Origin of the sequence: Mycobacterium sp. ACS4054, assembly GCF_001667275.1 — a bacterium.
Lineage (GTDB): Bacteria > Actinomycetota > Actinomycetes > Mycobacteriales > Mycobacteriaceae > Mycobacterium.
Genome location: NZ_LZHV01000044.1, coordinates 1 through 22,739, shown reverse-complemented (window position 1 = coordinate 22,739; position 22,739 = coordinate 1). Strand labels below are relative to the sequence as shown.

The following is a 22,739-nucleotide window of genomic DNA, read 5'->3' as shown; positions in this document are numbered from 1 at the left end:
GTCGGTGGCCGTAGCTATCCTCGAACACATGTTCGATGGCCGGCTGCACGACTATTGGGAGCCCCCGCGGTGCGAGCGGTCCCGCGCGCTGGTGGACCAGATGTCGGCGTCCTGGCGGATGGAGGCGCAAGCGGTCGCCGGCCGGTTGGATGCGGTCGCGGAGTTGTTCGAACTGCGCCGCGCCCAGCGCGGCGAGGAGTCGGATTGGGCGGTGGACACCTGGGCGGCGGTGGGGGCCGAAGTGGCCGCGGCCCTTCGGATCAGCCTGGCGATGGCGGGCAGTTTCATGCGGTACGCGTTGGCCATGCGGGAGCGGGTGCCGCACGTGGCGGCGGTGTTTCGCGCCGGCGACATCAGCTACGGGCTGTTCCAGACGATCGTGTACCGCACCGATCTGATCACCGACGCGGCGGTCTTAGCCGCCGTGGACGTCGAGCTCGCCGCGCGCGCGGCGCGGTGGCCGTCGATGACCAGGGGTCGGCTGGCCGGCGAGGTCGACAAAATCGTGGCCAGGGCCGATGCCGATGCGGTGCGCCGCCGCCGCGAGTGTCAGGACGAGCGTGAGGTCCGGGTCGAGGATCTCGAGGGCGGCATGTCCGAGATTCGGGGCAGCCTGTTCAGCCCGGATGCCCACGCCCTGGACAAGCGGTTGGATGCCCTGGCGGACACGGTGTGTGAGCACGACCCGCGCACTCGCGACCAGCGGCGCGCCGACGCGCTGGGCGCGTTGGCGGCCTCCGCGGATCGGCTGGGCTGCCGCTGCGGCCGGCCCGATTGCGCGGCCGGAAAGCGGCCCGCCGCAACGCCTGTCGTCATTCACGTGATCGCCGAGGAGGCCGGCATCCGGGGCCGCGGCTCGGCTCCGGCTTCGGAGGTGGCCGCGGACGGGCTGATAACCGCCGAGCTGGTGGCCGAACTGGCCGGCACGGCGAAGCTGGCGCCGCTGAGCGCCCCGGCGCAGGCCGAGCCGCGCTACATCCCCTCGGCCAAGCTGGCCGACTTCGTGCGGTGCCGGGACCTGACCTGCCGGGCGCCCGGATGTGATCGCCCGGCCGTCGACTGCGACATCGACCATACGGTGCCGTACGCCGAGGGTGGGGCGACGCATCCGTCGAACCTGAAATGCCTTTGCCGCCAACATCATTTGCTGAAAACCTTCTGGGGCTGGCGCGATCAACAGCTGCCCGACGGCACCCTGATCTGGCGGCTGCCCGGCGGGCACACCTACGTCACCACCCCGGGCAGCGCGCTGTTGTTCCCCAGCCTGTGCGCGCCCACCGGCGACGCCCCGGTCCACACGGCCGTTGAGCGCTGCGGCGAGCGCACCGCAATGATGCCGCGACGCAACAGAACCCGCGCCCAGAACCGGTCCCAGCGCATCGCCGCCGAACGCCGGCGCAACCGCCAGGCGCGTCAGGTCCCGTCGGCCGCGGCCGACGGTGGCCATGATCCGCCGCCCTTCTAGGGCATCATTCGGCCGCAGCCCATCCCGCCGGGCCCCATCATCTGCTGCATCATGGCGGGCATGCCGTCCCGCACGAAGCCGGTGACCTCCCGCGCGTGCGACCGGATGACGTCGGTCAGGGCCGGATCGTCGGCGGTCTCCTCGGCGATCACGCCGTTGGGGGTCAACGTGAGTTGGCGGCGGTAGCCGCCGGCGCGGCGGAACAGGGTCGGCAGGGTCTGGCTCATGCAGCTGACTTCGGTTCCCTGATCGAGGTGGGCGTACATGCTCGAGACGTGCGCTTGTAGTTGAGCGGCGAGGTCGGGCGATGCCGATTCGGTGGTGGTGCGAACGCCGCCGGGAATGTCCTCGACCACGCGCTGGATTTGGCTGTGCCGCATGAACATATCCATGTAGCGGCTCATGTCCGCATGACCAGCGCCCATGAAGCCGCCGCAGTCGGTGCGGCGGATGGCCGTGGCGGGCAGTTCGACGACGTTGCGGCGCACATGTCCCCGGCACACGATGGCGCCCGCGCCGAGCACACCCAGCGCGGCAAGCGCCGCCCGCCGCGTCAATCCAGCCATCACGGATCCCTCCGGTCCTGCGCAGTTCAGGCAAGTCGACCAGAGGTGTCGACGCCTTATCTAGGGCCAATGGTCCCTACCCCCGGTGGGTATGCGTGTGGCATCGTTTCGGGCATGACGGAAACTCCTGAAACCAGCGTCGATCATCGATTCGGCGCGCACAGCCGGCTGGGTCAAGTGGCCGCGTGGGTGGTCATCGTGGCCGGTGTCGTGTTCGTGGTCGCGGTGATCTTCTTCTCGGGCCTCATGCTGGGCTGGGGCTCGGGTAACCACTACGGCTGGCGCCACGGCTACGGGGGCGGGCGCGCCGGCACCTGCCCCATGATGGACGGCGGAATGATGGGGCCGGGGATGATGGGCCCCGGCGGCATGATGGGGCCCGGCGGAATGGGCCCGGGTGGTCCGGTGGCTCCGCCGCAAACGACGACACCGATCGCGCCGCGCCCCTAAACCGCGCCGGCCCCCACGCCGCGCCGCCGAGTTCGCTATTTCCGATCCGCACACCCACCCGGCGTTCCCTGTTCGGCAACGGGTAAGCCGCGCGCAACCCCGCCGGCCGGCCGCCGGTACTCGCGCGCGACGGTGTTCTCATTCGTGCTGTCATAGTTAGCCAACCGCTCTAGAATGAGACCCTTTGGTGCTGCCCTGCACCCGGTCGGGATGAGGTTGGTATGAAGAGCCATGCGCGGAATCGACGTCTGCAGGCCGGTGGCCGTCCGCGCAGGGCGGCCGCCTTGCTGCGGGGGGTGTTGAGCTGCGCGGCAGCGGCAATCGTGGTGGCCGGCTGCACATCCTTCGTCGACGGGCGCGCGTTGTCCATGCTGAACGATCCGTTCCGGGTGGGCGGCCTGCCGGCGACGAACGGCCCCAGCGGGATTCGCCAGAACGCACCCGCCCCCACCGGCACCGTGGTCAACACCGACAACGGCGCGATCGACAAGTTGTCGTTGCTGTCGGTCAACGACATCGAGGAATATTGGAAGTCGGTCTACGGCCAATCGTTGAAGGGGGATTTCGTCCCGGTCGGCAAGATGGTGTCGTACAACTCCAACGACCCGGCCAGCCCGATCGTTTGCCACAACGAGACCTACAAGCTCGTCAACGCCTTCTTCACGTCGCGCTGCAACCTGATCGCTTGGGACCGTGGCGTGTTCATGCCCGTCGCGCAGAAGTACTTCGGCGACATGTCCGTCAACGGCGTGCTGGCACACGAATTCGGCCACGCGTTGCAGACCATGGCGAAGCTGGTGACCAAACGCGACCCCACGATCGTGCGCGAGCAGCAGGCCGACTGCTTCGCCGGCGTCTACCTGTTCTGGGTCGCCGACGGCAAGTCGCCGCGGTTCACGCTGAGCACCGCCGACGGGCTCGACCACGTGCTGGCGGGCATCATCACCACCCGGGATCCCGTAATGGACAGCGAGACCGAGAACGACGACGAACACGGGTCGGCCCTGGACCGGATCGAGGCCTTCCAAATGGGTTTCATCGACGGCGCCTCGGCCTGCGCGGGGATCGACAAGAGGGAAATCGCGCAGCGCCGCGGCGACCTGCCCAACGCCCTGCGCGTCGACACCAGCACCGGAAACCCGGAGACCGGTGAGGTCCCGATCGACCAGGACACGCTGTCGACGCTGATGGAACTGTTGGGCAAGGTGTTCTCGCCGAAGAGCCCGCCGACGTTGTCCTTCCAGGCGGCCGATTGCGCCGACGCCAAGGCCAGCCCGCCGGCGTCATACTGCCCGGCCACCAACACGATCGTGATCGACCTGCCGAAGCTGGCGGCCATGGGCAAGGTCGCCGACGAGAACGAGCAGACCCTGCCGCAGGGCGACGACACCGCCCTGTCGGTCGTGATGTCGCGCTACGCGCTGGCCGTGCAACACGAACGCGGGTTGGCCATGCAGAGCCCGTGGACCGCGCTGCGCACCGCCTGCCTGACCGGGGTGGTGCACCGCAAGATGGCCGAACCCATCGAGCTGTCGTCGCAGAAACAGTTGCTGCTGACGGCCGGCGATCTCGACGAGGCGGTGGCCGGGTTGCTCACCAACCACCTCGTGGCCAGCGACGCCGACGGCACCAGCGTGCCGGCCGGGTTCACCCGGATAGCGGCGTTCCGCGGTGGTGTCGCGGGCAACATGGACGCGTGCTATTCCCGCTACCCGGGCTAAACCCCGCCCTATCAACCGATTTCGGCGAGCTTGGGTATGACTTCGTCGCCGAGGCGGCGGATGAATCCGACGGGGTCCGGGTTGCCGGGGAACGGACCGGCGTTCACCAGCTGCACGCCCAGCCCGGCGTAGCGCTCGACCGTCGCGAAGTACCCGTCGAGATCCTCGAAGGGGTCCACGAAAAAGCCCACCGTCTTGCGGATTTCACCCGGGTCGCGGCCGACCGCATCGCAGTGCCGGTGTAGCACCTCGATCTTGTGCTCGAGCTGGTCGGGATCGGTCACGGTGCTGTTCCACACATCGGCGTACTGCGCCACCAGGCGCAGTGTCTTCTTCTCGCCGTCCCCGCCGATCAGGATCGGCGGGCGCCGAATCGGTTGCGGCTCACAGATTGTCTCGGCCAACCGGTAGTGCTTGCCCTGGTAGGGCCCGTCGTCCGCGCTCCACATCTGCCTGCAGATCTGCAGCGTCTCCTCGAGCATCTCGAAACGCCGGCTCACCGGCGGATAGGGGAAGCCGAGGGCGGCGTGCTCGCGGTCGTACCAGGCCGCACCGAGCCCCAGCATGGAGCGGCCCTGCGACAAGACGTCCAGTGTGGTGACCGCCTTGGCCAGCATCCCCGGATAGCGATAGGTGACACCGGTGACCAGCAGGCTCAACTCGATGGTGGTCGTCTGCCCGGCCAGGAAGCCCAGCGACGTATAGCCTTCCAGGAACGGGTCCTGCGCGCGCCCCATTGCTTCCATCTGAAAGAAGTGGTCGGCCAGCGTGAACAGCGTCGCCCCGTCCCGCTCGGCGGACTTGGCCGCCTCGGCCAGCGTCGGACCCAATGCCGCCGGATCACCCGGCAGGAAATCGATGAAGTGCACTCCTAGTTCCATTGCAGCGCTTGCCCTTTCATTGTTCGGTCAAGCGTTCGAGCAGAGTCAGGGCGTCGAGGATGACGCGACGCTCGCGTTCGGAGTATCGGTCGTGGATGGCGCGGGCCAGCCACTCCTCGCGGACCTGCCGGTTGCTCTCGGCGCGTCGCCGCCCCGCCGCTGTCAGCGAAATCAGTTGCCGCCGGCCGTCCTCCGGGTCGGGCGTGCGCTCGATGAGCCCCCGCTGCTCGAGCGCGGCCACGATCGTGGCCATGGATTGTGGACGTACCCGTTCGGCCGAAGCCAGGACGCTCGCCGATGAGGCCCCGTCCTTCCAGAGCCGGTTGAGCACCGCGGTCTGCGAGGGAGTCAGGTCGTCGTCGGTGGCGACTTCCCTCAACTGACGCCGCAGGCGGCTGAACACGACCCGCAGGTCGCGGGCCGCCGCGGCGGCTGATTCGGTGACGGCGTCCACACAGACAGTCTAAACTGATAAGTTCAAACTGTCTAATTGCGCCCGAGCAGCTGCAGGGCCGCGTCGACCGCCAGCGCCGGGACGTTCAGCGTCTTGGATCGCAGATCGTGTCGCGCGCCGGCGATCTCGACGACGGCGGTGGTGCCGGCGACCAGCGCGGCGGCCGCGCGCAACTCGTCGGGTGTGCCGAAGGGGTCCGACGTCCCGTGGGTGAACACGGTCGGCACCCGGATGTCGGGCAGGTGCTCGGTGCGGGCGCGCTCCGGCTTCCCCGGCGGATGCACCGGGTAGGAGAACAGCGTGAGCACGTCCACTTCAACAGGAAAAGCCTCACGGGCGGCCACCACCATGGACGTCTGCCGGCCGCCGTAGGAATGCCCCCCGGCGACGAGCGGGCCGTCGGTCAGGCCGCGGCACAGCGTGATCGCCTCGACGATCCGGGCGCGGTCGGCGGCCGCCGAACCCGACGGCGGGCCCGTGGGACGGCGCCGCCGGTAGGGCAGGTTGTACCGCACCGCGAGCCAGCCGCGCCGCGCCCACTCGCCGCAAACCTGTTGCAGCAGCGGCGAATCCCGGTTGCCGCCGGCGCCGTGGGTGAGCACCACGACGCCCGCCGGTGAGCCGTCGGGTTCGTGCGCGATGCCGGCGATCTCCTCGAGGTTCATGACAACCGAAAGAGGGGGGAGACGGGGCCGTGGCCGTGGCCCAGCGGATAGGACGCGCGCAGGCACTCGGTGACCCAGCGCTTCCCGAACCCGACGGCGTCGGGGACGGTGTGGCCGTGCGCCAGGGCGCAGGCGATGGCCGTGGCCAGCGTGTCGCCACCGCCGTGGTCGTTGCCGCCGGGCAACCTCTCGGCTTCGAATTCGTAGAAGGATTCACCGTCGTAGAGCAGGTCGCAGCTGCGCTCGGACGACCGCAGGTGTCCGCCCTTGACCAGCGCCCAGCGCGGCCCCAGCGCGTGCAAGGCCTTGGCCGCCGCCCGCTGCGACTCGACGTCCACGACGTCGACGCCCACCAGCAGTCGCACCTCGTCGAGGTTCGGCGTGACCAGGGTGGCCAACGGAAATAGTTGGTCCCGAAGGCAATCCAGGGCCGACGTGGCCAGCAGGGCGTCGCCGTGCATCGACGCGCACACCGGATCGACGACGAGCGGGACGGTCAACCCCAGCCGGCGCCAGGTGTCGGCCACCGCGGCGATGATGGCCGACGACGCGAGCATCCCGGTCTTGGCGGCCTGGACGCCGATATCGGTCACCACGGCCTCGATCTGGGCGGCGACGACGTCGGCGGGCACCTCGTGAAAACCCTTGACCCCCACCGTGTTCTGCACGGTCACCGCGGACACCGCGACGCAGGCGTGCACGCCCAGCAGCGCCATGGTGCGCAGGTCGGCCTGAATGCCCGCGCCACCGCCCGAGTCCGACCCGGCGATGGACAGCACGCGCAGCGGCGTGGTGCCCGACGGTGGCAGCGGCAGAAAACTCACTGAGTGGGCGTCAGAGGCAGGTACACCCGATTGCCGTGCTCGGCGAACTCCTGCGACTTCTCGGCCATCGCGGCCTCGATCGCCTCCTCGCTGTCCAGCCCGTGCGCGGCCGCGTAGTCGCGGACGTCCTGGGTAATGCGCATGGAGCAGAACTTCGGCCCGCACATCGAGCAGAAGTGCGCCGTCTTGGCGGGTTCGGCCGGCAGCGTCTCGTCGTGGAATTCCCGTGCGGTGTCGGGGTCCAACGACAACGCGAACTGGTCGTTCCAGCGGAACTCGAAGCGCGCGGTGCTCAAGGCGTCGTCGCGCTCCTGCGCGCGCGGGTGGCCCTTGGCGAGATCGCCGGCGTGCGCGGCGATCTTGTAGGCGATCACCCCGTCCTTGACGTCCTTGCGGTCCGGCAGCCCCAGGTGCTCCTTGGGCGTCACGTAGCACAGCATCGCGGTGCCGGCCTGGGCGATGATCGCCGCGCCGATCGCCGACGTGATGTGGTCGTAGGCCGGCGCGATGTCGGTCGCCAGCGGGCCCAGCGTGTAGAAGGGGGCCTCTTCGCACCATTCCTCTTCCAGCCGCACGTTCTCGACGATCTTGTGCATCGGGACGTGTCCCGGGCCCTCGATCATCACCTGCGCGCCATGGGCTTTCGCGATCTTGGTCAGCTCACCGAGGGTGCGCAGCTCGGCGAACTGCGCGGCGTCGTTGGCGTCCGCGATCGAGCCCGGCCGCAGCCCGTCACCAAGAGAGAAGGTGACGTCGTACCGGGCGAAGATGTCGCAGAGCTCCTCGAAGTTGGTGTACAGGAACGATTCCCGGTGATGGGCCAGGCACCAGGCCGCCATGATCGACCCGCCGCGGGACACGATGCCGGTAACCCGCTTGGCGGTCAGCGGCACATACCGCAGCAGCACGCCGGCGTGCACGGTCATGTAATCCACACCCTGCTCGCACTGCTCGATCACGGTGTCGCGGTAGATCTCCCACGTCAGTTCCGTCGGGTCACCCTTGACCTTCTCCAGCGCCTGGTAGATGGGCACGGTGCCGACCGGGACGGGGGAGTTGCGCAAAATCCACTCGCGGGTCTCGTGGATGTTCTTGCCGGTGGACAAATCCATGATGGTGTCCGCGCCCCACCGGGTGGCCCACACCATCTTGTCCACCTCTTCGGCGATCGACGACGTCACCGCCGAGTTGCCGATGTTGGCGTTGACCTTCACCGCGAAGGCCTTGCCGATGATCATCGGCTCGCTCTCGGGGTGGTTGTGGTTGGCGGGGATCACCGCGCGGCCGCGCGCCACCTCGTCGCGCACGAGTTCGGCGGGCATGCCCTCCCGTGCCGCGATGTAGGCCATCTCAGCGGTGATCTCGCCGGCCCGGGCCCGCTGCAGCTGGGTGCCGCGGTCGCGGACCACGCCGGGCCGCGCCGGCAGCCCGGCCGTCAGGTCGATCACCGCATCGGAATCGGTGTAGGGGCCCGAGGTGTCGTAGAGGTCGAAGTGGTCCCCGGTGGACAGGTGCACCCGCCGGAACGGGACGCGCATGCCCTCGACGTCGCGGTACACCTTGCTGCTGCCCGCGATGGGCCCGGTGGTGACGGCGGCCTCGACGGCTTGGGAAAGGACATCGGTCATTTTTCATCTCCCTACGCCGGCATTACCCGGTCAGGTTCGTACGGTCGACGGCCGCAAGCCGTCCTCTCAGCGCATTCGACGTGCGCTCCCGCGTCTTTGGATGTTCCGCCCGCGACGTTACCCCTTTTGCCGGGGTGGTAGCAGGAGGAGTCCCCCGGATGGAAAAATGCAACCGTGCAACGGCAAGGCCAGCAGCTGAGCCCGGTGGAGTCCGGCGCGCGGTATCCGAACGTCGGTTCCTTCCGCTTCTGGTTCATCGGCGAGCGCTGGGAGTGGTCGGACGAAGTGGCCAGGATGCACGGCTACGAACCCGGGACCGTCGAACCGACGACCAAGCTGCTGTTGTCGCACAAGCATCCCGACGACCGGGCGCACGTCCAGGAGCAACTGGACTACGCCCTGCAGTCGGCGGGGTCGTTCTCCAGCCGGCACCGGTTCATCGACACCGCCGGCAAGGTGCACGACGCGATCGTCGTCGCCGACCGCATGCTCGACGAATCGGGCGCGGTGGTGGGCACCGCCGGCTACTACGTCGACGTCACCGACACCTTCGACGAGAACCGGCAGGAGGTGCTCGACGAGGCGCTGCCCGACCTGTTCGAAAGCCGCGCGGCGATCGAGCAGGCCAAGGGCGTGCTGATGGTCGTGTACCGGGTCAGCGCCGAGCAGGCCTTCCGGGTGTTGCAGTGGCGGTCGCAGGAGACCAACGTCAAGCTGCGGGCGTTGGCCCGGCAACTTTTGGCCGAGGTGGCAACCCTGGACGCCTCGACGCCCGCGCTGCAGAGTCAGTTCGATCATCTGCTGCTGACGGTGCACGAACGGATATCCGCCGAGCCCGCTGGGTAACCAGGGGAATACGCGAACGCGGCAGCCCGCAAACAGTTAGTGTTCCTACACTCGGAGCGGCGCGTGCCGCGTATCCGGACGAAAGGCGCTGAACTTGTTGGCGGTGGAACATGAGGCAGTCGAGGACGCCGTGGTCGTGCGCGTTAAGGGCGGCGTCGACTCCAGTACCGTCGATGAGGTAACCGCTCACCTGACCGCCGCGCTGAAGCTGGCCGAGACGCACCCGGCCCGGTTGGTCGTCGTCGACCTGCGGGCGGTCGACTTCTTCGGCAGCGCGGCGCTGAACGCCGTGCTCGAGTGTCACGACGCGGGCAAGGAAGCCGGCACGTCGGTCCGCCTGGTCGCCGACCACGACCAAGTGCTCCGCCCGATCGAGGTGACCGAGCTGGATCGTATTCTCGATATCTACCCCACGCTGTCCGAGGCGCTGCAACACAAGCGACAGCAATGACCCCCGAACTGCCGGCCGACCTGGCGGCTGCGGTCGGTCTGGGCGGGGAGATGGGTCGCCGGTTCGCCGAATTCGATTGGGCAGCACACCCTTTAGGGCCACCGGGTCAGTGGCCGGCCGAGTACCGCGCGGCGGTGGTGACGGCGTTGACGTCACGGTTCCCCATCGTCCTGTGGCTGGGGACTAAAGACCTGTTCCTGATTTACAACGACGCCTACATTCCGCTTCTTGCCGACAAGCACCCCGCCGCGGTGGGCCGGCCCGGCCGGGAGGTGTGGTGGGACATCTGGGAACCGATCGGCCCGATGCTGGCAAGCGTCATCGGCACCGGCGAGGCCACCTGGTCCGACAACTTGCAATTGTCAATGCTGACGGAAGGCCGGTGGCAAGACCGGTACTTCACTTTCAGCTACGGCCCCATGATCGACGCAGCCGGCGGCGTCTCCGGAATCTTCTGCGCGGTCTCCGAGACCACCGAACGGGTGCTCAGCGAGCGTCGCCTGCACCTGCTCAACGCGCTGGCGTCGGCGATGATGGAGACCTCCAGTATCGACGACGCGGTGACCGTCGCCGTCGCCGTGTGTGGGGGCCAGCCCGCCGACCTGCCGTTCATCGCCGTCTATGCCGACGACCCCGCCGCGCACCGGGTTGCGCTGCGCGGCGCGACGCCGTCGGTGTTGCCGCTGCTGCCTCGCGCGCTCGGGGAGCTGACCGACTGGGACGCGGCGTCAAAGTCGCGCTCCCAAGTGCGGGTCATCGACGCGGTGGCGGCACGCATCCCAGGCATCGACGACGTGTTGGCCGCCGACTGCCCGGAGCAGGCGCTGGTGCTGCCGCTGGCGGAGACCACAATCGCCGGCGCGCTGCTGGTCGGCATCAGTCCGCGCCGCCCGCTCGACGAGCAGTACCGCGGCTTCTGCCAGCTGCTCGCCGACCAGCTCACCTCGACCTTCGCGCAGATCGTCTCCTACGAGCAGCAACGGCAACGGGCCGACGCGCTGGCCGAACTGGACCGGGCGAAGACGGCGTTTTTGACCAACGTCAGCCACGAGTTCCGCACCCCGTTGACGCTGCTGCTCGGGCCGCTCGACGACGCGCTGTCCGAGGCGCCGTCGGAAAGCGTTCTGGCGGAACGCCTGAGCACGGCGGGCCGCAACGCGCGGCGCCTGCAACGCCTGGTCGACTCGCTGCTCGACTTCTCCCGCATCGAGGCCGGCCGCGCGAACGCGAAGCTGGCGTGCACCGATGTCGGCGCGCTCACCGCACACATCGCGTCGTCCTTTACCGAGCTCTGCCACCGCGCCGGGCTGGATTTGGTCGTGGACTGTTCCCCGGTGCTGGCCGACGTCGACCCGGGCATGTGGGAGACGATCATCCTCAACCTGCTCTCGAACGCGGTGAAATACACACTGCGGGGCTCGATTTCGGTGCGGGCGTGCGCCGAACCCGCGCACTGCGTCGTCACCATGAGCGACACCGGGGTGGGGATCGCCGCCGCCGACCTGGACCGCCTGTTCGACCGCTTCTACCGCGCCGACAACCTGCGGGGCCGCAGCGTGGAGGGCACCGGCATCGGGCTGTCGCTGGTGCGCGGCCTCGTCGAGCTGCACAACGGCGTGGTGGCGATCGAGAGCGAATTGGACCGCGGGACAACGGTTTCCATCCGGCTGCCGCTTTCCGCCGCGGGCACCACCGCCGAGTTGTCGCCGGCCGGGCTACTCGACGAGACCAACCCGTACGTGGCCGAGGCCCGGCAGTGGCTGACGCCGGTCGTGGAGCCCGAGGGGACGACGGCGACCGCCCAGAGGTCGCGCCAGCTGGTGCTGATCGCCGACGACAACGCCGACATGCGACACCATCTCGACCGGGTGCTCTCGGCGCACTGGGAGACCGTCCTGGCCGCCGACGGCGAGTCGGCGCTGACGGCGACCCGGAACCTGCGGCCGGACGCGGTCGTCACCGACGTGATGATGCCGGGCATCGACGGCTTCGCGCTGGTGGCGGCCATCCGCGCGGACCCGGAACTGGCGGCCACGCCGGTCCTCATGCTGTCCGCCCGGGCCGGCACGGAGGCGGTCGACGAGGGCTACGCCGGTGGCGCCGACGACTATCTGCCGAAGCCGTTCCGCTCCCAGGAACTGATCGACCGGGTCAAGTCGAGGTTGTCCGCGGTCGCCCGCGAGCGGGACCGTCAGCGGCGCGCGGCGGCCTCGGACCTGGTGCAACTCGACGCCGCGCTGCAGGCCACCGACTCGGTCGCCGGGATCATGGATGCCTTGCTGCAATCGTCATTCGGCTCGGCCGACGCCGCCACCGTCGCGATCGGCATCCTGGACGGCGAACGCCACATCCGGTTCGAGTACGCCGGCCACCTGCCCGGCGAACTGCGCGATCGCTACCACGTGACCGGGCTCGACTCCCCGGTGGTGGGGGCCGACGTCGTGCGCACCGGCGAGTCGATGGTCATCCCCGACACCTTCGACCTGCCGCCGCGCTACGAGCACGCGGTCCAGGACACCGCCGGCAGCGTGCGCGCCTGCGTCGCCCATCCGCTGCGGGATCATTCCAGCCGCGTGGTGGGGGTGCTGGCGCTGCTATGGCCCGCGCCGCGGCAGTTCGAGCGCGCCGAGCTCGACGCGTTCAGCCGCATGGCCGAGCTGACGTCCTCGGCGCTGGACCGGGTCCGCGTGATGGCCCGCGAGCATCGCATCGCCGTGGACTTCCAGGAGCACCTGCTGGACCTCGACCGCGGCTCGACGGCCGCGGTCGTGGCGGCCGTGTACCAGCCCGCGGGTGAGGCGATGCGCGTGGGCGGCGACTGGTACTCGGTCACCCCGCTCGATCGCGCGGGCCGGCTCGGGATATCGGTGGGCGACGTCGTCGGGCACGGGCTGCCCGCCGCGATCGTGATGAGCCGGCTGCGCGCGGCGGTGGCCGCCTCGGCCCTGACGGCGGGTGAACCGGCCGCGGTGCTGGGCGCGCTGGACCGCTACGGGGCCAGCGTGGCGGGCGCCCGCTGCGCGACGGTGGCCTACGCCCTGGTCCAGGCCGAACCCGAACCCGAAACCGGTTGCGCCACGGTCAGTTACAGCTGTGCCGGGCACCCCTACCCGCTGCTGGTCTTTCCCGGCAATCGCGCGGTGTTCCTGACGTCCGGCCGGCGACTGCCGGTCGCCATCAAGGAGCACGACGCGCAGGACTATCCATCCGGCGCCACCGCGACGGCGAACCTGCCGCCGGGGAGCCTGATCCTGCTCTACACCGACGGGCTCATCGAGCGCGCCGGCGAAACGCTCGACGACGGCCTCGCTCGCCTCCAGCGCGCGGCCGCGGAATGCGCCGACCTTCCCGTCGAGTCCGTCTGCACCGAGGTGCTGGCCCGGCTGGCCCCGCCCACCGGCTACCGCGACGACGTCGTGTTGCTCGCGCTGCGCCCGAGCCACGTATCCCCGCGCAGCTTCGCCACCGTGGTGACGGCCGCGCCGGGGCAGATCCCCGTCGCGCGCGACCGGATGCGCGAGTGGCTGGCAGGCATCGACGTCGCCCCGAAGCGCGAGATGGACATCCTGCTGGCCACCGGCGAAGCCGTGACCAACGCGATCGAGCACGGCAGCGACGGGGAGCCGCGTCGAACGGTCTCGGTGGAGGCCTTCCTGCGGGAGCAGACCGTCGCCGTCACGGTCAGCGACACCGGGCGGTGGGTGGGCGATTCCTCGGCCAGCTTGCGCAGCCGCCGACGCGGCCGCGGCCTGACCCTGATCGGCGGGCTGGCCGACCACGTCGACACCCTGCGCACTGCCGGGGGCACCCGGGTCACGCTGCGGTTCGACCGGGCCGTCGGGACCCCTTAGGCCTCTTCCATCGCCTCGCCGAGCTCTTCCAGCAGCTTGTTGTGGTGGTTGCTCGCCAGGAAGTGGCCGGCGGCGATCACCACGGCCACCGGCCAGTCGATCAGCTCGAACGCCGCCAGCGCGGCCAGGCCCCCGAAATAGGCCAGCTGCTCCGGCCGGGGGATCTCCATCTGCCCGACCACCGGAAGGTTCACGACGAACGTTTCGCCCTCGCGGATCTTCTGCACCGCCTCGCGCTGCGAGGTCCCCTTACGCGTCTTCTTTTCCGCCATCATTTGCCTTTCAGTAACGAAGGGTTTGCCGACTCGCCGGGTGGTGCGGCCACCGTCGGACATATGTCGACGATGACCGACGCCGGGGGCGATCCGCTAGTTTCCTCTATTGCTCACGTCCTGAAGGTGCCGTTACAGGAACTCTATGCGCTGTTATGGCGTGCCGGGGTGGTGGAGATTCGCCCACCTCAGCGGGGGCATCGGCCGATTTGTCCGGATCCGTCAGCACACGATTCAGCACACCGATCGCGACGGTCGCCGCGGCAGCGGATCCCAGCCCCTGCGCCCAGCCGACTGGACCCAGCGGTGTGCAGCCGAGCAACTGGCTGACCACGGGGATGCTGATCAGCGTTCCCATCGCCGCGAGCGAGCCCACCGCGGTGAACACCACCAGCGGGGCGTGGGAATCCAGCAGCGTCTGACCCAGCTCGGCACCCACCAGGGCGACCAGCGCGACCGTGGACGCCCGCTGCGGGCGGCCGGTCACGCTGCCCATCGCCCACGCCGCCGTCGTCGCGGCGGCCGTGGTGACGCCGCGGATGGCGACGGCGCGCCACAACGCGGGCTGGTCCGGCCCCCGGATGCCCGGATCCACCGGGCCGCTCGGCTCGCTCACCGCGAGCGCCGCCGCCGGCAGCGCGTCGGTCATCATGTTGACCAGGAGCAGCTGCCGCGTGTTCAGCGGTGAGGTCCCGGTGATCGCGCTGCCGATGATGGCGAACAACACCTCGCCGGCGTTGCCCCCGAGCAGCACCGACACGGCCGCCTGCACCCGCTGCCAGAGCTGGCGGCCTTCTCCGATGGCGTGCAGCAGGCCCTCGATGCGGGCGTCCACCAGCACCACATCGGCCGCCATGTGCGCCGGGTCGCTGCCGCCGGCGACGACGCCGATGCCGACGGTGGCCGCCCGGATGGCGGCGGCGTCGTTCGCCCCGTCGCCGACCATCGCGGTGCGCACGCCCGCGGTTTCGAGCGTCTGAACCACCTGGACCTTGTTCTCCGGTGTCATCCGGGCGAAGATCACCCGCTCGGTCACGACGCGTTCTTGTTCCTTGCGCGACAACGCATCCCATTCGGCGCCGCTGATCACCTGTTCCGCGGTCACGCTCAGGCCGAGCTCCTCGGCGATGGCCTTGGCAGTGATCGGGTGGTCGCCGGTGATCAGCTTGACGCCCACCGAAAGCCGGCGCAGATCGGCCAGCAGGGCCGCTGCTTCGGCGCGGGGGGTGTCGGACAGACCCAGGAAGCCGGTCAGGGTCAGCCCGTCCCGGGCGAAGTCGGCGATGTCGTCGGGCTCCCGCCGGATCGCCTCGGCCTGGGCGGCGCTCAGCTGGCGCCGTGCCACCGCGATCACCCGCAGGCCGTTGCCGGCCATCCGCGCGACCGTCTCCTCCATCGCGTGGCCCACGTCGCCGCACGCGGCCAGCACCACCTCGGGGGCGCCCTTGACGGCCAGCTCGGTGTCCGTCACGGAGGCCGAGAAGGACCGGCCGGAGCGGAACGGCAGGTGCGCGACGGGTGCGCCCGAGCCGTGTCCGTTGACCGACGCGGCGGCCTCGACGATCGCGACATCGGTGGCGTGCGCGTGCGGGCCGCCGTTGGACGGCGGCGCGGCGTGCGCGGCGCAGCGCAGCACCTCCTCGCGCGACGTTCCCGGCGCCGCGACGACCTCGGACACCCGCAGCCGGTTCTGGCTGAGCGTGCCCGTCTTGTCGAAGCAGACCACATCGATGCGGCCGAGCGCCTCCACCGAGCGCGGGACGCGGACCAGCGCGCCGAACTTCGTCAGCCGCCGCGCCGACGCCGCCTGCGCCAGCGTCGCCACCAACGGCATCCCTTCGGGAACCGCCGCGACGGCGATCGCAATCCCGCTGGCGACGGCCTGACGCAGGACCGACCCGCGCACCAGCCCCAGCACGCTGACCAGCGCGCCGCCGGTCATGCTGACCGGGAAGGCCCGGTTGGTCAGCTGGCTGAGCTGGTGCTGCAGACCGACGTCCGAGGAAAGGTCGCCGGACACCAGCTCGGCCGCGCGGCGCTCCTGGGTGTCGGCCCCGACGGCGGTCACCACCGCCACCGCGGTGCCCGCCACCACGGTGGTCCCGGCGTAGAGCATGCAGCGGCGCTCGGCGAGGGCCGCACCGGGCGTCGGCTCGACCTGCTTCTCCACCGACAGGGACTCACCGGTCAGCGTCGACTCGTCGACCTCGACGTCGACCTCCTCGATGATCCGCGCGTCGGCGGGTACCACCTCGTGGGTGCGCACCTCGATGACGTCGCCGGGCTGCAGCTGCGCCGCGATGACGTCGGTGTACGCCCGATCGGGCCCGTCCGACACCACCTTGCGGGCCGGTGGGATCTGTTGCGCGAGAAGGTGATTCAACCGGTTCTCGGCCCGCAATCGCTGGCTGGCCGCGAGCATGGAGTTCCCGGCCAGTACCGAGAAGACCAGGACGGCGTCCACCGGCGAGCCCAGCACCGCGCTGGCCGCCGAGCCGAGCGCCAGCACGGGGGTCAACGGGTCGGTCAACTCGGCGCGCACGGCGGCCAGGAATTGCAGGAAGGCGTGCGCGCGCGTTTGGGGCGGCGGGGCGCCGACGGTCGCCAGCGCGAGGCGCCGCGGGTCGCCGGCCGGCTCCGAGTCGGGCCGCGGCAACGCGCGGCGGACGTGCTCGACCGCCATCGCGTGCCATTCCTCGACGGGAGCCGCGCGTGGTGGGTCGGCCTTGATGATGCCGCGCGCCAACAGCATTCCCGACAGCAGACCGGCCGCCGCACCGCTGGTCACCGGCCCGCGCCCGATCCCGCGGACGCCGGGGATCATCAGCAGCGAGCCCATCGCCGTCGCGCCGGCCGAGATCCCCACGCCGCGTTGCGCGGCGGCGCGGGCCGCCGGGAGCGCGTGCAGCACCCGCCAGGCGGCGGCCAGGTCGGGCAGCAACAGGTCGGCGTACCAGGGCGGCGGGCCGGCGCCGGGCTCGGGCAGCATGCCCAGCGCCACGTCGGCGGACCAGATCGCTTGCGCCCCGGGCGATGACAGCACGGCGACCGTGCGACCCTCGTCCTGCAGGTCCGCCACGGCAAGGGCCATGGCGTCGTCGATGGATCCGCCCTTGAGCGGCCTGATCTCGTCGAAGGCCGGGCGCAGCTCGCCGAGCGAATCGTGCTCGACCGAAACCAATTCCGATCCGGTCCGGTGCGCCTCGGCGACGACGGCCGACGCCAGCGGGTCGTGCGTGAAGCAGAACAGCGCCTGCACTTTCGCGTTCGGCTCGCTGGCGGTAATGCCCGGCACCGGATGCCAGCCCGGGCGCAGCCGATTCTTCTCCGGCATCAGCTGGGCGCGCGACCACGCGGCGGGCAGTTCGGCCTCCTGGGCGCCCCGGATGAGCGACACCCGCAGGCTGGTGGTGCACAACACCCGCGGGTCGATGACGATCGCGTCCACCCGGTCCAGGCGCCGCAACGCCTCGGGCCGCAACGCCAGGACCGCGTGGCGGTCGGCCAGGCCCTGGCCGAGCGCGGCGGCGAAGGCCTCCGGCGTGGTGCGGTTGGCCGCGGGGGTGGTCACCAGGACCGCCAGCGCCGCCTGGTTGAGGTTACGGGTGGTGGCGCCGACGACCGCGGCACTGACCGCCTGGACGAGCGCGAATCGGTTGGCGTGGTGGTCGGCGGGCCGGCCGCGCGGCGGCTTGGACCCCGCCGACGCGTCGGTCAGCGGGTGGTCGGCGTGGCCGGCCAGCTGCGGCTCGTGCCGCACCCAGGCGCGCGCCTCGGCGCGGCATTCGGCGGCCTTCAGCGACTGCATCAGCAGGCCGACCGACAGGGACGCGGGGGACAGCGTGACGGTTTCGGCCGCCGTCACGGCCAGCGCCAGCACGGTGTCGGTCGCGGGCCGGCCGATGCGGTCCTCGAGCAGGCGGCGCAGCCACGGCTGGTAGTCGACGGCCACCACGCCCGCCAAGACCCCGATGGGCATGCGGGGCCAGCGCAGCGCCCGCCCGGTCAGCGCTATGCCCAGCCCGGCCGCGCTGGCGGCCGCGGCGGCCGGCGGGGTCGCCAGCACCACGCCGTCGCCGGGCAGGCTTGTCGGGGGTGCCACGAATTGCGCTGGGCCGCAATGCTTCTCGGCCGCGTCGACGACGCGGCACAGGTCGCGCAGCGACGTGCCCGCGTCGCCGAGGGTGACCACCACGCGCGACAGCGGGTAGTTCAGGGCGGCCGACGCGACGCCGCGGTGGGCCAGCACGGCGTCGAGCACCGAGCGCCCGAGCCGGTCGTCGGGGGCGCCGTCCAGGCCGCGCACCTCGATCCAGGCGCGCTCCTGGCCGCGCCAACACCGCCGGCTCAGCGTTGCCGGGAGGTTTTGGGGCAGCTCGCCCGCGATCGCCCGGGCGCCCTCGCGCAGCGGAATCGCGGCGATGGCGACGCCGGTCTCAACGAGCGAGGTGGTCGCCTGGACGCCGGTCGCGACGGCGCGCAACGGCATTGATCGTCGTATCGCGGCCGCAATGCTCAAAGTGGGTTCGGACAGTCCAGTTAGTTGGTGCTGCGCAACTGGCTGCCGCCGGCGCGCCGACCGCCGGTCTTCTTGGCCGTCGACTTGGCGGCCGCCTTTCGCGGCGCGGCCTTCTGCGGCGCCGGTTCGGCGGGCACGGCCTTCAGGCTGGCCTTCGCCGGTTCGCGCTTGCGGCCCAGCCGTTGCAGCAGCAGGGCGCCGCCGCCGACCGCCAGCAGCACCGGCCACTCGACGAGTCCGGCGACGCCGAGCGCGCCGAAGGCCACCGCGGCGGCCGGCGCCGAGTGGCTGCCGGTGCTCATTCCCTTTTTGACGCCCTCGGCGGCTCCGGTGACCCCGCCGATGACTCCGTTGACCGCCGCGCCACCCACAGCGCCGGCGGCCGCGGTCGTCGTGGTCGCCGCGCGACTCACCGCCTGACCTACGCCCCGGACCGCTCCGCCGATGACACTCATGCTGACTCCCTGGCTTGTATGCCCTTGCCGCGAAACCCGCGTCACCAGCGAGGCGTACCCGCTGAACGCATCGTTAACAGCAAAACAACACTGTTTGTTGCTTCTAACAAATCAAAGCCTGCCACCTTGGAAAGGCGCAGACAACGAGCAGCCGCATTTTATTTGCCTGAGCTTAACCTGGTCATGGTTGCGACGCGACCGCGCTGAAAGCGATTTAGGCTCGCCTCACATCGATCTGCACGGGCGCGTGATCGCTGGCGGCCTTTCCCTTCCGCTCCTCGCGGACGATCTCGGCGGCCGTCACACGGGCGGCCAACTCCGGTGAGGCGAGGATGAAATCGATGCGCATGCCCTGCCGTTTCGGGAACCGCAGCTGGGTGTAGTCCCAATAGGTGTAGACGCCGGGGCCGGGCGCGAAAGGCCTTACCACGTCGGTGAATTGCGCGTCGACGATGGCGTTGAACGCGCGGCGCTCCGGCTCGGAGACGTGGGTGGCTCCGGTGTAGAACTCGGTGCTCCACACGTCGTCGTCGGTGGGAGCGATGTTCCAGTCGCCGGCCAGCGCGATCTGCGCGGCGGGGTCGTCGTGCAACCATGCGGCCGCCGTATCACGCAGCGCGGCAAGCCATTCCAGCTTGTAGGTGTAGTGCGGGTCACCGAGCGCGCGGCCGTTGGGCACGTAGAGGCTCCACACCCGGATGCCGCCGCAGGTGGCCGCCAGCGCGCGAGCTTCGGCCGTCGCGGCCACCTCCGGCTTGCTGCTCCAGGTGGGCTGGCCGTCGAAGCCGATCTGCACGTCGTCCAGGCCCACCCGCGAGGCGATCGCCACGCCGTTCCACTGATTGAAACCGACGTGCGCCACCTCGTAACCGAGTTCGAAGAACGGCAGGGCGGGAAATTGGCTGTCGGAACACTTGGTCTCCTGCATCGCCAGCACGTCGACGTCCGCGCGGGCCAGCCAGTCCAGGACGCGGGGCAGGCGGCTGCGAATCGAATTCACGTTCCAGGTGGCCAGCCGCAGCGGGTCGCCGCCATCAATCATCGCTAGACGGTATCCCAGGCGGGGGAGCGGGCAGGGAAGTAGCGGCGGCGGTGGTGCGCCCGGAAACCGAGCGCGTCGGCCAGCCCCGAGCCGCCGGCGTCGGGGACTACGAGGTAGGCGCGAGTCGCGCCGCGCCCCGCGGCCCACGCCAGCAGCGCCGCGCCGGTGGCGGCCGTCGCCGGGTCGTCACCGGCCCCGATGGCCGACAACCCGACCCAGCGCGTGCCGTCGGGCGCGTCGGTCACCGCCGCGCGCGCCAGCGCCGCCCCGGACCGGATGCCGACCGCCAGCTCGCCGCCGGCCTCGCCGGGATGGGCCGACACCGTGATTGCCGGATCGGGTTCGGCCACGGCAGAGGCCGACACGTTGCGCACCAGCACGCGCTCGGTGCGTTCGGCGCTCAGCCGCGGCGGGACCGGCAACAACCGATCCGGAATCGCCAGCCGCGGTGTCAGGCCGCGCCGTTCGTACCACTCGGCGATCGCCGCAACGGTGCCGGCGTGGGCCGAAACATCCAGGGGCACAGCGTAATTGACGCCATCCCCGGCGCGCAGCAGCCAGCCGTCGAGCCAGGCCCGTTCCGTGCCGGGCGCCGCCGCGGCGGCCGCCTGCTCGAGCCCCCGGATCTGCCAGGTGCGTACCGGCGCGTCGGTGAGCACCCGCAGCGCGACCACGTCGTCGGCCGCCACGCATACGATCGCGCCCGTCTTGGTCCGAACCCGCACCTCCGGCTCGACCGTCAACAGGTGCCCCACCGCGTCGGTGAGCGGCGGGACCGAGCCGGCGGGGCGCCGGTAACGAAGCGTCACCCGCGTGCCCGGGTCCGGCCACGAGATCATCAGTGACCGAAGGGGTCCGGCCCTTCACCCGGCAGCCACGACAGGCCGGGCACGCCCCAGCCGTGCGCCTTGACGGCGCGTTTGGCGCTGCGGGCGTGGCGACCGATGAGACGGTCCAGGTACAAAAAGCCGTCCAGGTGCCCGGTTTCGTGTTGCAGCATCCGCGCGAACAGCCCGGTGCCCTCGATTTCGACCGGCTTGCCGTCGGCGTCGAGACCGGTGACCCGCGCCCAGGTGGCGCGGCCGGTGGGGAACGACTCGCCGGGCACCGAGAGGCAACCCTCGTCGTCGTTGTCGGGATCGGGCATGGTCTCCGGCACGTCGGAGGTTTCCAGCACCGGGTTGACCACCACGCCGCGGCGGCGCTCGGTACGGCCGCGGTCGTCGGCGCAGTCGTAGACGAAGACGCGCAACCCGACGCCGATCTGGTTGGCCGCCAGGCCTACTCCGTGCGCGGCGTCCATGGTCTCGTACATGTCGGCGATCAACTGCGGCAGATCCGCCGGCAGCGAACCGTCGGCGCCGACGGGCACCGGCTGCGTCGGGGTGTGCAAGACCGGATCGCCGACGATCCGGATCGGTACGACTGCCATGGTCGGCTAAGCTACCGCACGCGCCCGCGCGTCGAATCCGGCGATCTTCCAGTCGGGCAATCTGAGCCAATCGGCCGACTCGCGGGTCTGGATGACGGCTTGAGGGTTTGGGCCGTGGTTCAATATTCGCCGAAACACGCCCTCAGGTAAGTCAAGTCATCCACAGCAGCCGAGCATTCGCCGGAAGGGTCCAGGGGAAGCTATATGGACAGCGCCATGGCGCGGGCAAATCGATCGGGGGACGATGCCGAGATCGCAGATGGGCTCACCCGCCGCGAACACGACATCCTCGCCTTTGAACGTCAGTGGTGGAAATTCGCGGGCGTAAAAGAAGAAGCGATCAAGGAATTGTTCTCGATGTCGGCGACGCGGTACTACCAGGTGCTCAATGCGCTCGTCGACCGGCCGGAGGCGCTGGCCGCCGACCCCATGCTGGTGAAGCGGTTGCGGCGGCTGCGCGCCAGCCGTCAGAAGGCCCGGGCGGCGCGGCGCCTCGGCTTCGAGGTGACCTGACTCGCTACAGTGGGCTCGATGAAAGAGCGAGTCCCCGACTCCACGGGGCTGCCCCTGCGGGCCATGGTGATGGTGCTGTTGTTCTTGGGCGTCATCTTCCTGCTGCTCGGATGGCAGGCGCTGGGGTCGTCCGGCAGCTCCGAGGACGATTCGGCGTCGGCGGTCTCCACGTCCTCCTCCACCAGCTCGTCGGCCACGCCGACCAGCAATAAGCCCGCGGGGAACCGGTCCGACGTGCAGGTGTACAACATCTCGACGAAAGAGGGCGTCGGCGCCCGCACCAAGGATCAGCTCACGGCCGCCGGCTTCAACGTCACCAAGGTCGACAACCTGACCGTGCCCGACGTCACGGCCACCACCGTCTACTTCACCGACGCGGACGACGAGCACGCGACGGCCGACGCGGTCGGCAAAAGCCTGGGCGCGCCCGTCGAGCCGCGCATCCCCGCGCTGTCCGGTCAGCCGCCCGGGGTCATCGTCCTCGTTACGGGTTGACGCGTCAGCGGTTAGGCTTCCGCTATGCCTCCCCTCGCCGGTCACCGCAAAGCCGCCGTCACCGTTTCCGCGCTCTGCGCAGCCACTTCCATGGCGCTTTTGAACGCGTGCTCGTCGCCCCAACACGCCTCGTCGTCGCCGGGCACCACGCCGGCGGTCTGGACCGGGGCGCCGGCGCCGGCGGGCGGCGGGACCCCGGAGGGCCGGCC

At 70.4% G+C, this 22,739-nt stretch carries 20 protein-coding genes, 2 pseudogenes and 1 riboswitch; of the genes and pseudogenes, 10 read left to right on the top strand and 12 right to left on the bottom strand.

Annotation, left to right across the window (positions count from 1 at the left end; genetic code table 11):
* The first annotated feature begins 28 nt into the window (after positions 1–28).
* Positions 29–1,465 carry an HNH endonuclease signature motif containing protein gene (locus A5730_RS11805; protein ID WP_082946806.1) on the top strand — a complete coding sequence of 479 codons (1,437 nt, stop codon included), beginning with the start codon at positions 29–31 and terminating at the stop codon, positions 1,463–1,465.
* On the opposite strand, the gene A5730_RS11800 is transcribed toward A5730_RS11805, so the two are convergent.
* The gene (locus tag A5730_RS11800; RefSeq protein WP_067900058.1) at positions 1,462–2,031 is read right to left on the bottom strand and encodes a hypothetical protein; all 570 of its coding nucleotides are present in this window, start codon (positions 2,029–2,031) and stop codon (positions 1,462–1,464) included. The two genes, A5730_RS11805 and A5730_RS11800, sit on opposite strands and share 4 nt — an antisense overlap.
* 114 nt (positions 2,032–2,145) lie before the next feature.
* On the opposite strand from A5730_RS11800, the gene A5730_RS11795 reads away from it, so the two are divergent.
* Together A5730_RS11795 and A5730_RS11790 are read left to right on the top strand one after the other, a co-directional pair.
* Positions 2,146–2,481: a hypothetical protein gene (locus A5730_RS11795; RefSeq protein ID WP_067900056.1), complete on the top strand. Its 336-nt coding sequence runs from the start codon at positions 2,146–2,148 to the stop codon at positions 2,479–2,481.
* 221 nt (positions 2,482–2,702) lie between these two features.
* Positions 2,703–4,202: a peptidase gene (locus A5730_RS11790; protein WP_156745776.1), complete on the top strand. Its 1,500-nt coding sequence runs from the start codon at positions 2,703–2,705 to the stop codon at positions 4,200–4,202.
* A gap of 11 nt (positions 4,203–4,213) precedes the next feature.
* Here the strand turns inward: A5730_RS11790 and A5730_RS11785 are convergent, their stop codons facing one another.
* The 5 genes from A5730_RS11785 to thiC all read right to left on the bottom strand — a co-directional run bounded on the left by A5730_RS11785 (position 4,214) and on the right by thiC (position 8,654).
* The gene (locus tag A5730_RS11785) at positions 4,214–5,083 is read right to left on the bottom strand and encodes an LLM class F420-dependent oxidoreductase (RefSeq protein WP_067900053.1); all 870 of its coding nucleotides are present in this window, start codon (positions 5,081–5,083) and stop codon (positions 4,214–4,216) included.
* Positions 5,084–5,099: 16 nt separating this feature from the next.
* Positions 5,100–5,537 carry a MarR family winged helix-turn-helix transcriptional regulator gene (locus tag A5730_RS11780; protein ID WP_067900050.1) on the bottom strand — a complete coding sequence of 146 codons (438 nt, stop codon included), beginning with the start codon at positions 5,535–5,537 and terminating at the stop codon, positions 5,100–5,102.
* A 32-nt stretch (positions 5,538–5,569) separates the two neighbouring features.
* On the bottom strand, positions 5,570–6,202 hold the full coding sequence (locus A5730_RS11775; protein ID WP_067900049.1) for an alpha/beta family hydrolase: 633 nt from the start codon (positions 6,200–6,202) through the stop codon (positions 5,570–5,572).
* On the bottom strand, positions 6,199–7,026 hold the full coding sequence (gene thiD, locus A5730_RS11770; RefSeq protein ID WP_067900045.1) for a bifunctional hydroxymethylpyrimidine kinase/phosphomethylpyrimidine kinase: 828 nt from the start codon (positions 7,024–7,026) through the stop codon (positions 6,199–6,201). The genes A5730_RS11775 and thiD overlap by 4 nt, the downstream gene beginning before the upstream one ends.
* A complete protein-coding gene (thiC, locus tag A5730_RS11765; RefSeq protein WP_067900043.1) occupies positions 7,023–8,654 on the bottom strand; it encodes a phosphomethylpyrimidine synthase ThiC in 1,632 nt (543 codons plus the stop codon). The genes thiD and thiC overlap by 4 nt, the downstream gene beginning before the upstream one ends.
* Positions 8,646–8,756, bottom strand: a riboswitch (TPP riboswitch). Its footprint overlaps the gene before it by 9 nt.
* 72 nt (positions 8,757–8,828) lie before the next feature.
* Between thiC and A5730_RS11760 the strand changes: the two genes are divergently transcribed.
* The 3 genes from A5730_RS11760 to A5730_RS11750 all read left to right on the top strand — a co-directional run bounded on the left by A5730_RS11760 (position 8,829) and on the right by A5730_RS11750 (position 13,802).
* Positions 8,829–9,500, top strand: a complete 672-nt coding sequence (locus tag A5730_RS11760) for a PAS and ANTAR domain-containing protein (RefSeq protein ID WP_067900040.1) — start codon at positions 8,829–8,831, stop codon at positions 9,498–9,500.
* An 88-nt stretch (positions 9,501–9,588) separates the two neighbouring features.
* Positions 9,589–9,951 (top strand): STAS domain-containing protein, encoded by a 363-nt coding sequence (locus A5730_RS11755; protein ID WP_067900037.1) that lies wholly within the window; start codon positions 9,589–9,591, stop codon positions 9,949–9,951.
* Positions 9,948–13,802, top strand: a complete 3,855-nt coding sequence (locus A5730_RS11750; protein ID WP_067900033.1) for a SpoIIE family protein phosphatase — start codon at positions 9,948–9,950, stop codon at positions 13,800–13,802. The genes A5730_RS11755 and A5730_RS11750 overlap by 4 nt, the downstream gene beginning before the upstream one ends.
* Here the strand turns inward: A5730_RS11750 and A5730_RS11745 are convergent.
* Positions 13,799–14,074, bottom strand: a complete 276-nt coding sequence (locus A5730_RS11745; protein WP_156349451.1) for a hypothetical protein — start codon at positions 14,072–14,074, stop codon at positions 13,799–13,801. The two genes, A5730_RS11750 and A5730_RS11745, sit on opposite strands and share 4 nt — an antisense overlap.
* 63 nt (positions 14,075–14,137) lie before the next feature.
* Between A5730_RS11745 and A5730_RS25425 the strand changes: the two are divergent.
* Positions 14,138–14,215, top strand: a pseudogene (locus A5730_RS25425) (hypothetical protein); the annotation flags it as partial.
* Here A5730_RS25425 and A5730_RS11740 read toward each other — a convergent pair.
* The 5 genes from A5730_RS11740 to A5730_RS11720 form a co-directional block, all read right to left on the bottom strand.
* A complete protein-coding gene (locus tag A5730_RS11740; protein WP_156745775.1) occupies positions 14,181–18,563 on the bottom strand; it encodes a cation-translocating P-type ATPase in 4,383 nt (1,460 codons plus the stop codon). The pseudogene A5730_RS25425 and the gene A5730_RS11740 overlap by 35 nt on opposite strands.
* Positions 18,564–18,613: 50 nt before the next feature.
* The gene (locus A5730_RS11735; RefSeq protein WP_067900027.1) at positions 18,614–19,048 is read right to left on the bottom strand and encodes a hypothetical protein; all 435 of its coding nucleotides are present in this window, start codon (positions 19,046–19,048) and stop codon (positions 18,614–18,616) included.
* Between the two features lie 214 nt (positions 19,049–19,262).
* Positions 19,263–20,069, bottom strand: a complete 807-nt coding sequence (locus A5730_RS11730) for an exodeoxyribonuclease III (RefSeq protein ID WP_156745781.1) — start codon at positions 20,067–20,069, stop codon at positions 19,263–19,265.
* 23 nt (positions 20,070–20,092) lie between these two features.
* Complete coding sequence (locus A5730_RS11725) at positions 20,093–20,929, bottom strand: GCN5 family acetyltransferase (protein WP_067900022.1); 837 nt, start codon at positions 20,927–20,929, stop codon at positions 20,093–20,095.
* Positions 20,929–21,522 (bottom strand): peptide deformylase, encoded by a 594-nt coding sequence (locus A5730_RS11720; protein ID WP_067900020.1) that lies wholly within the window; start codon positions 21,520–21,522, stop codon positions 20,929–20,931. Before A5730_RS11720 ends, A5730_RS11725 begins: the two co-directional genes overlap by 1 nt.
* 204 nt (positions 21,523–21,726) lie before the next feature.
* Here A5730_RS11720 and A5730_RS11715 point away from each other — a divergent pair, with 204 nt between their 5' ends.
* The 3 genes and pseudogenes from A5730_RS11715 to A5730_RS25160 form a co-directional block, all read left to right on the top strand.
* On the top strand, positions 21,727–22,035 hold the full coding sequence (locus A5730_RS11715; RefSeq protein WP_007167558.1) for a DUF3263 domain-containing protein: 309 nt from the start codon (positions 21,727–21,729) through the stop codon (positions 22,033–22,035).
* Between the two features lie 18 nt (positions 22,036–22,053).
* Positions 22,054–22,530 (top strand): LytR C-terminal domain-containing protein, encoded by a 477-nt coding sequence (locus A5730_RS11710; protein WP_067900016.1) that lies wholly within the window; start codon positions 22,054–22,056, stop codon positions 22,528–22,530.
* Between the two features lie 24 nt (positions 22,531–22,554).
* Positions 22,555–22,739 (top strand): annotated as a pseudogene (locus A5730_RS25160) (superoxide dismutase); the annotation flags it as partial.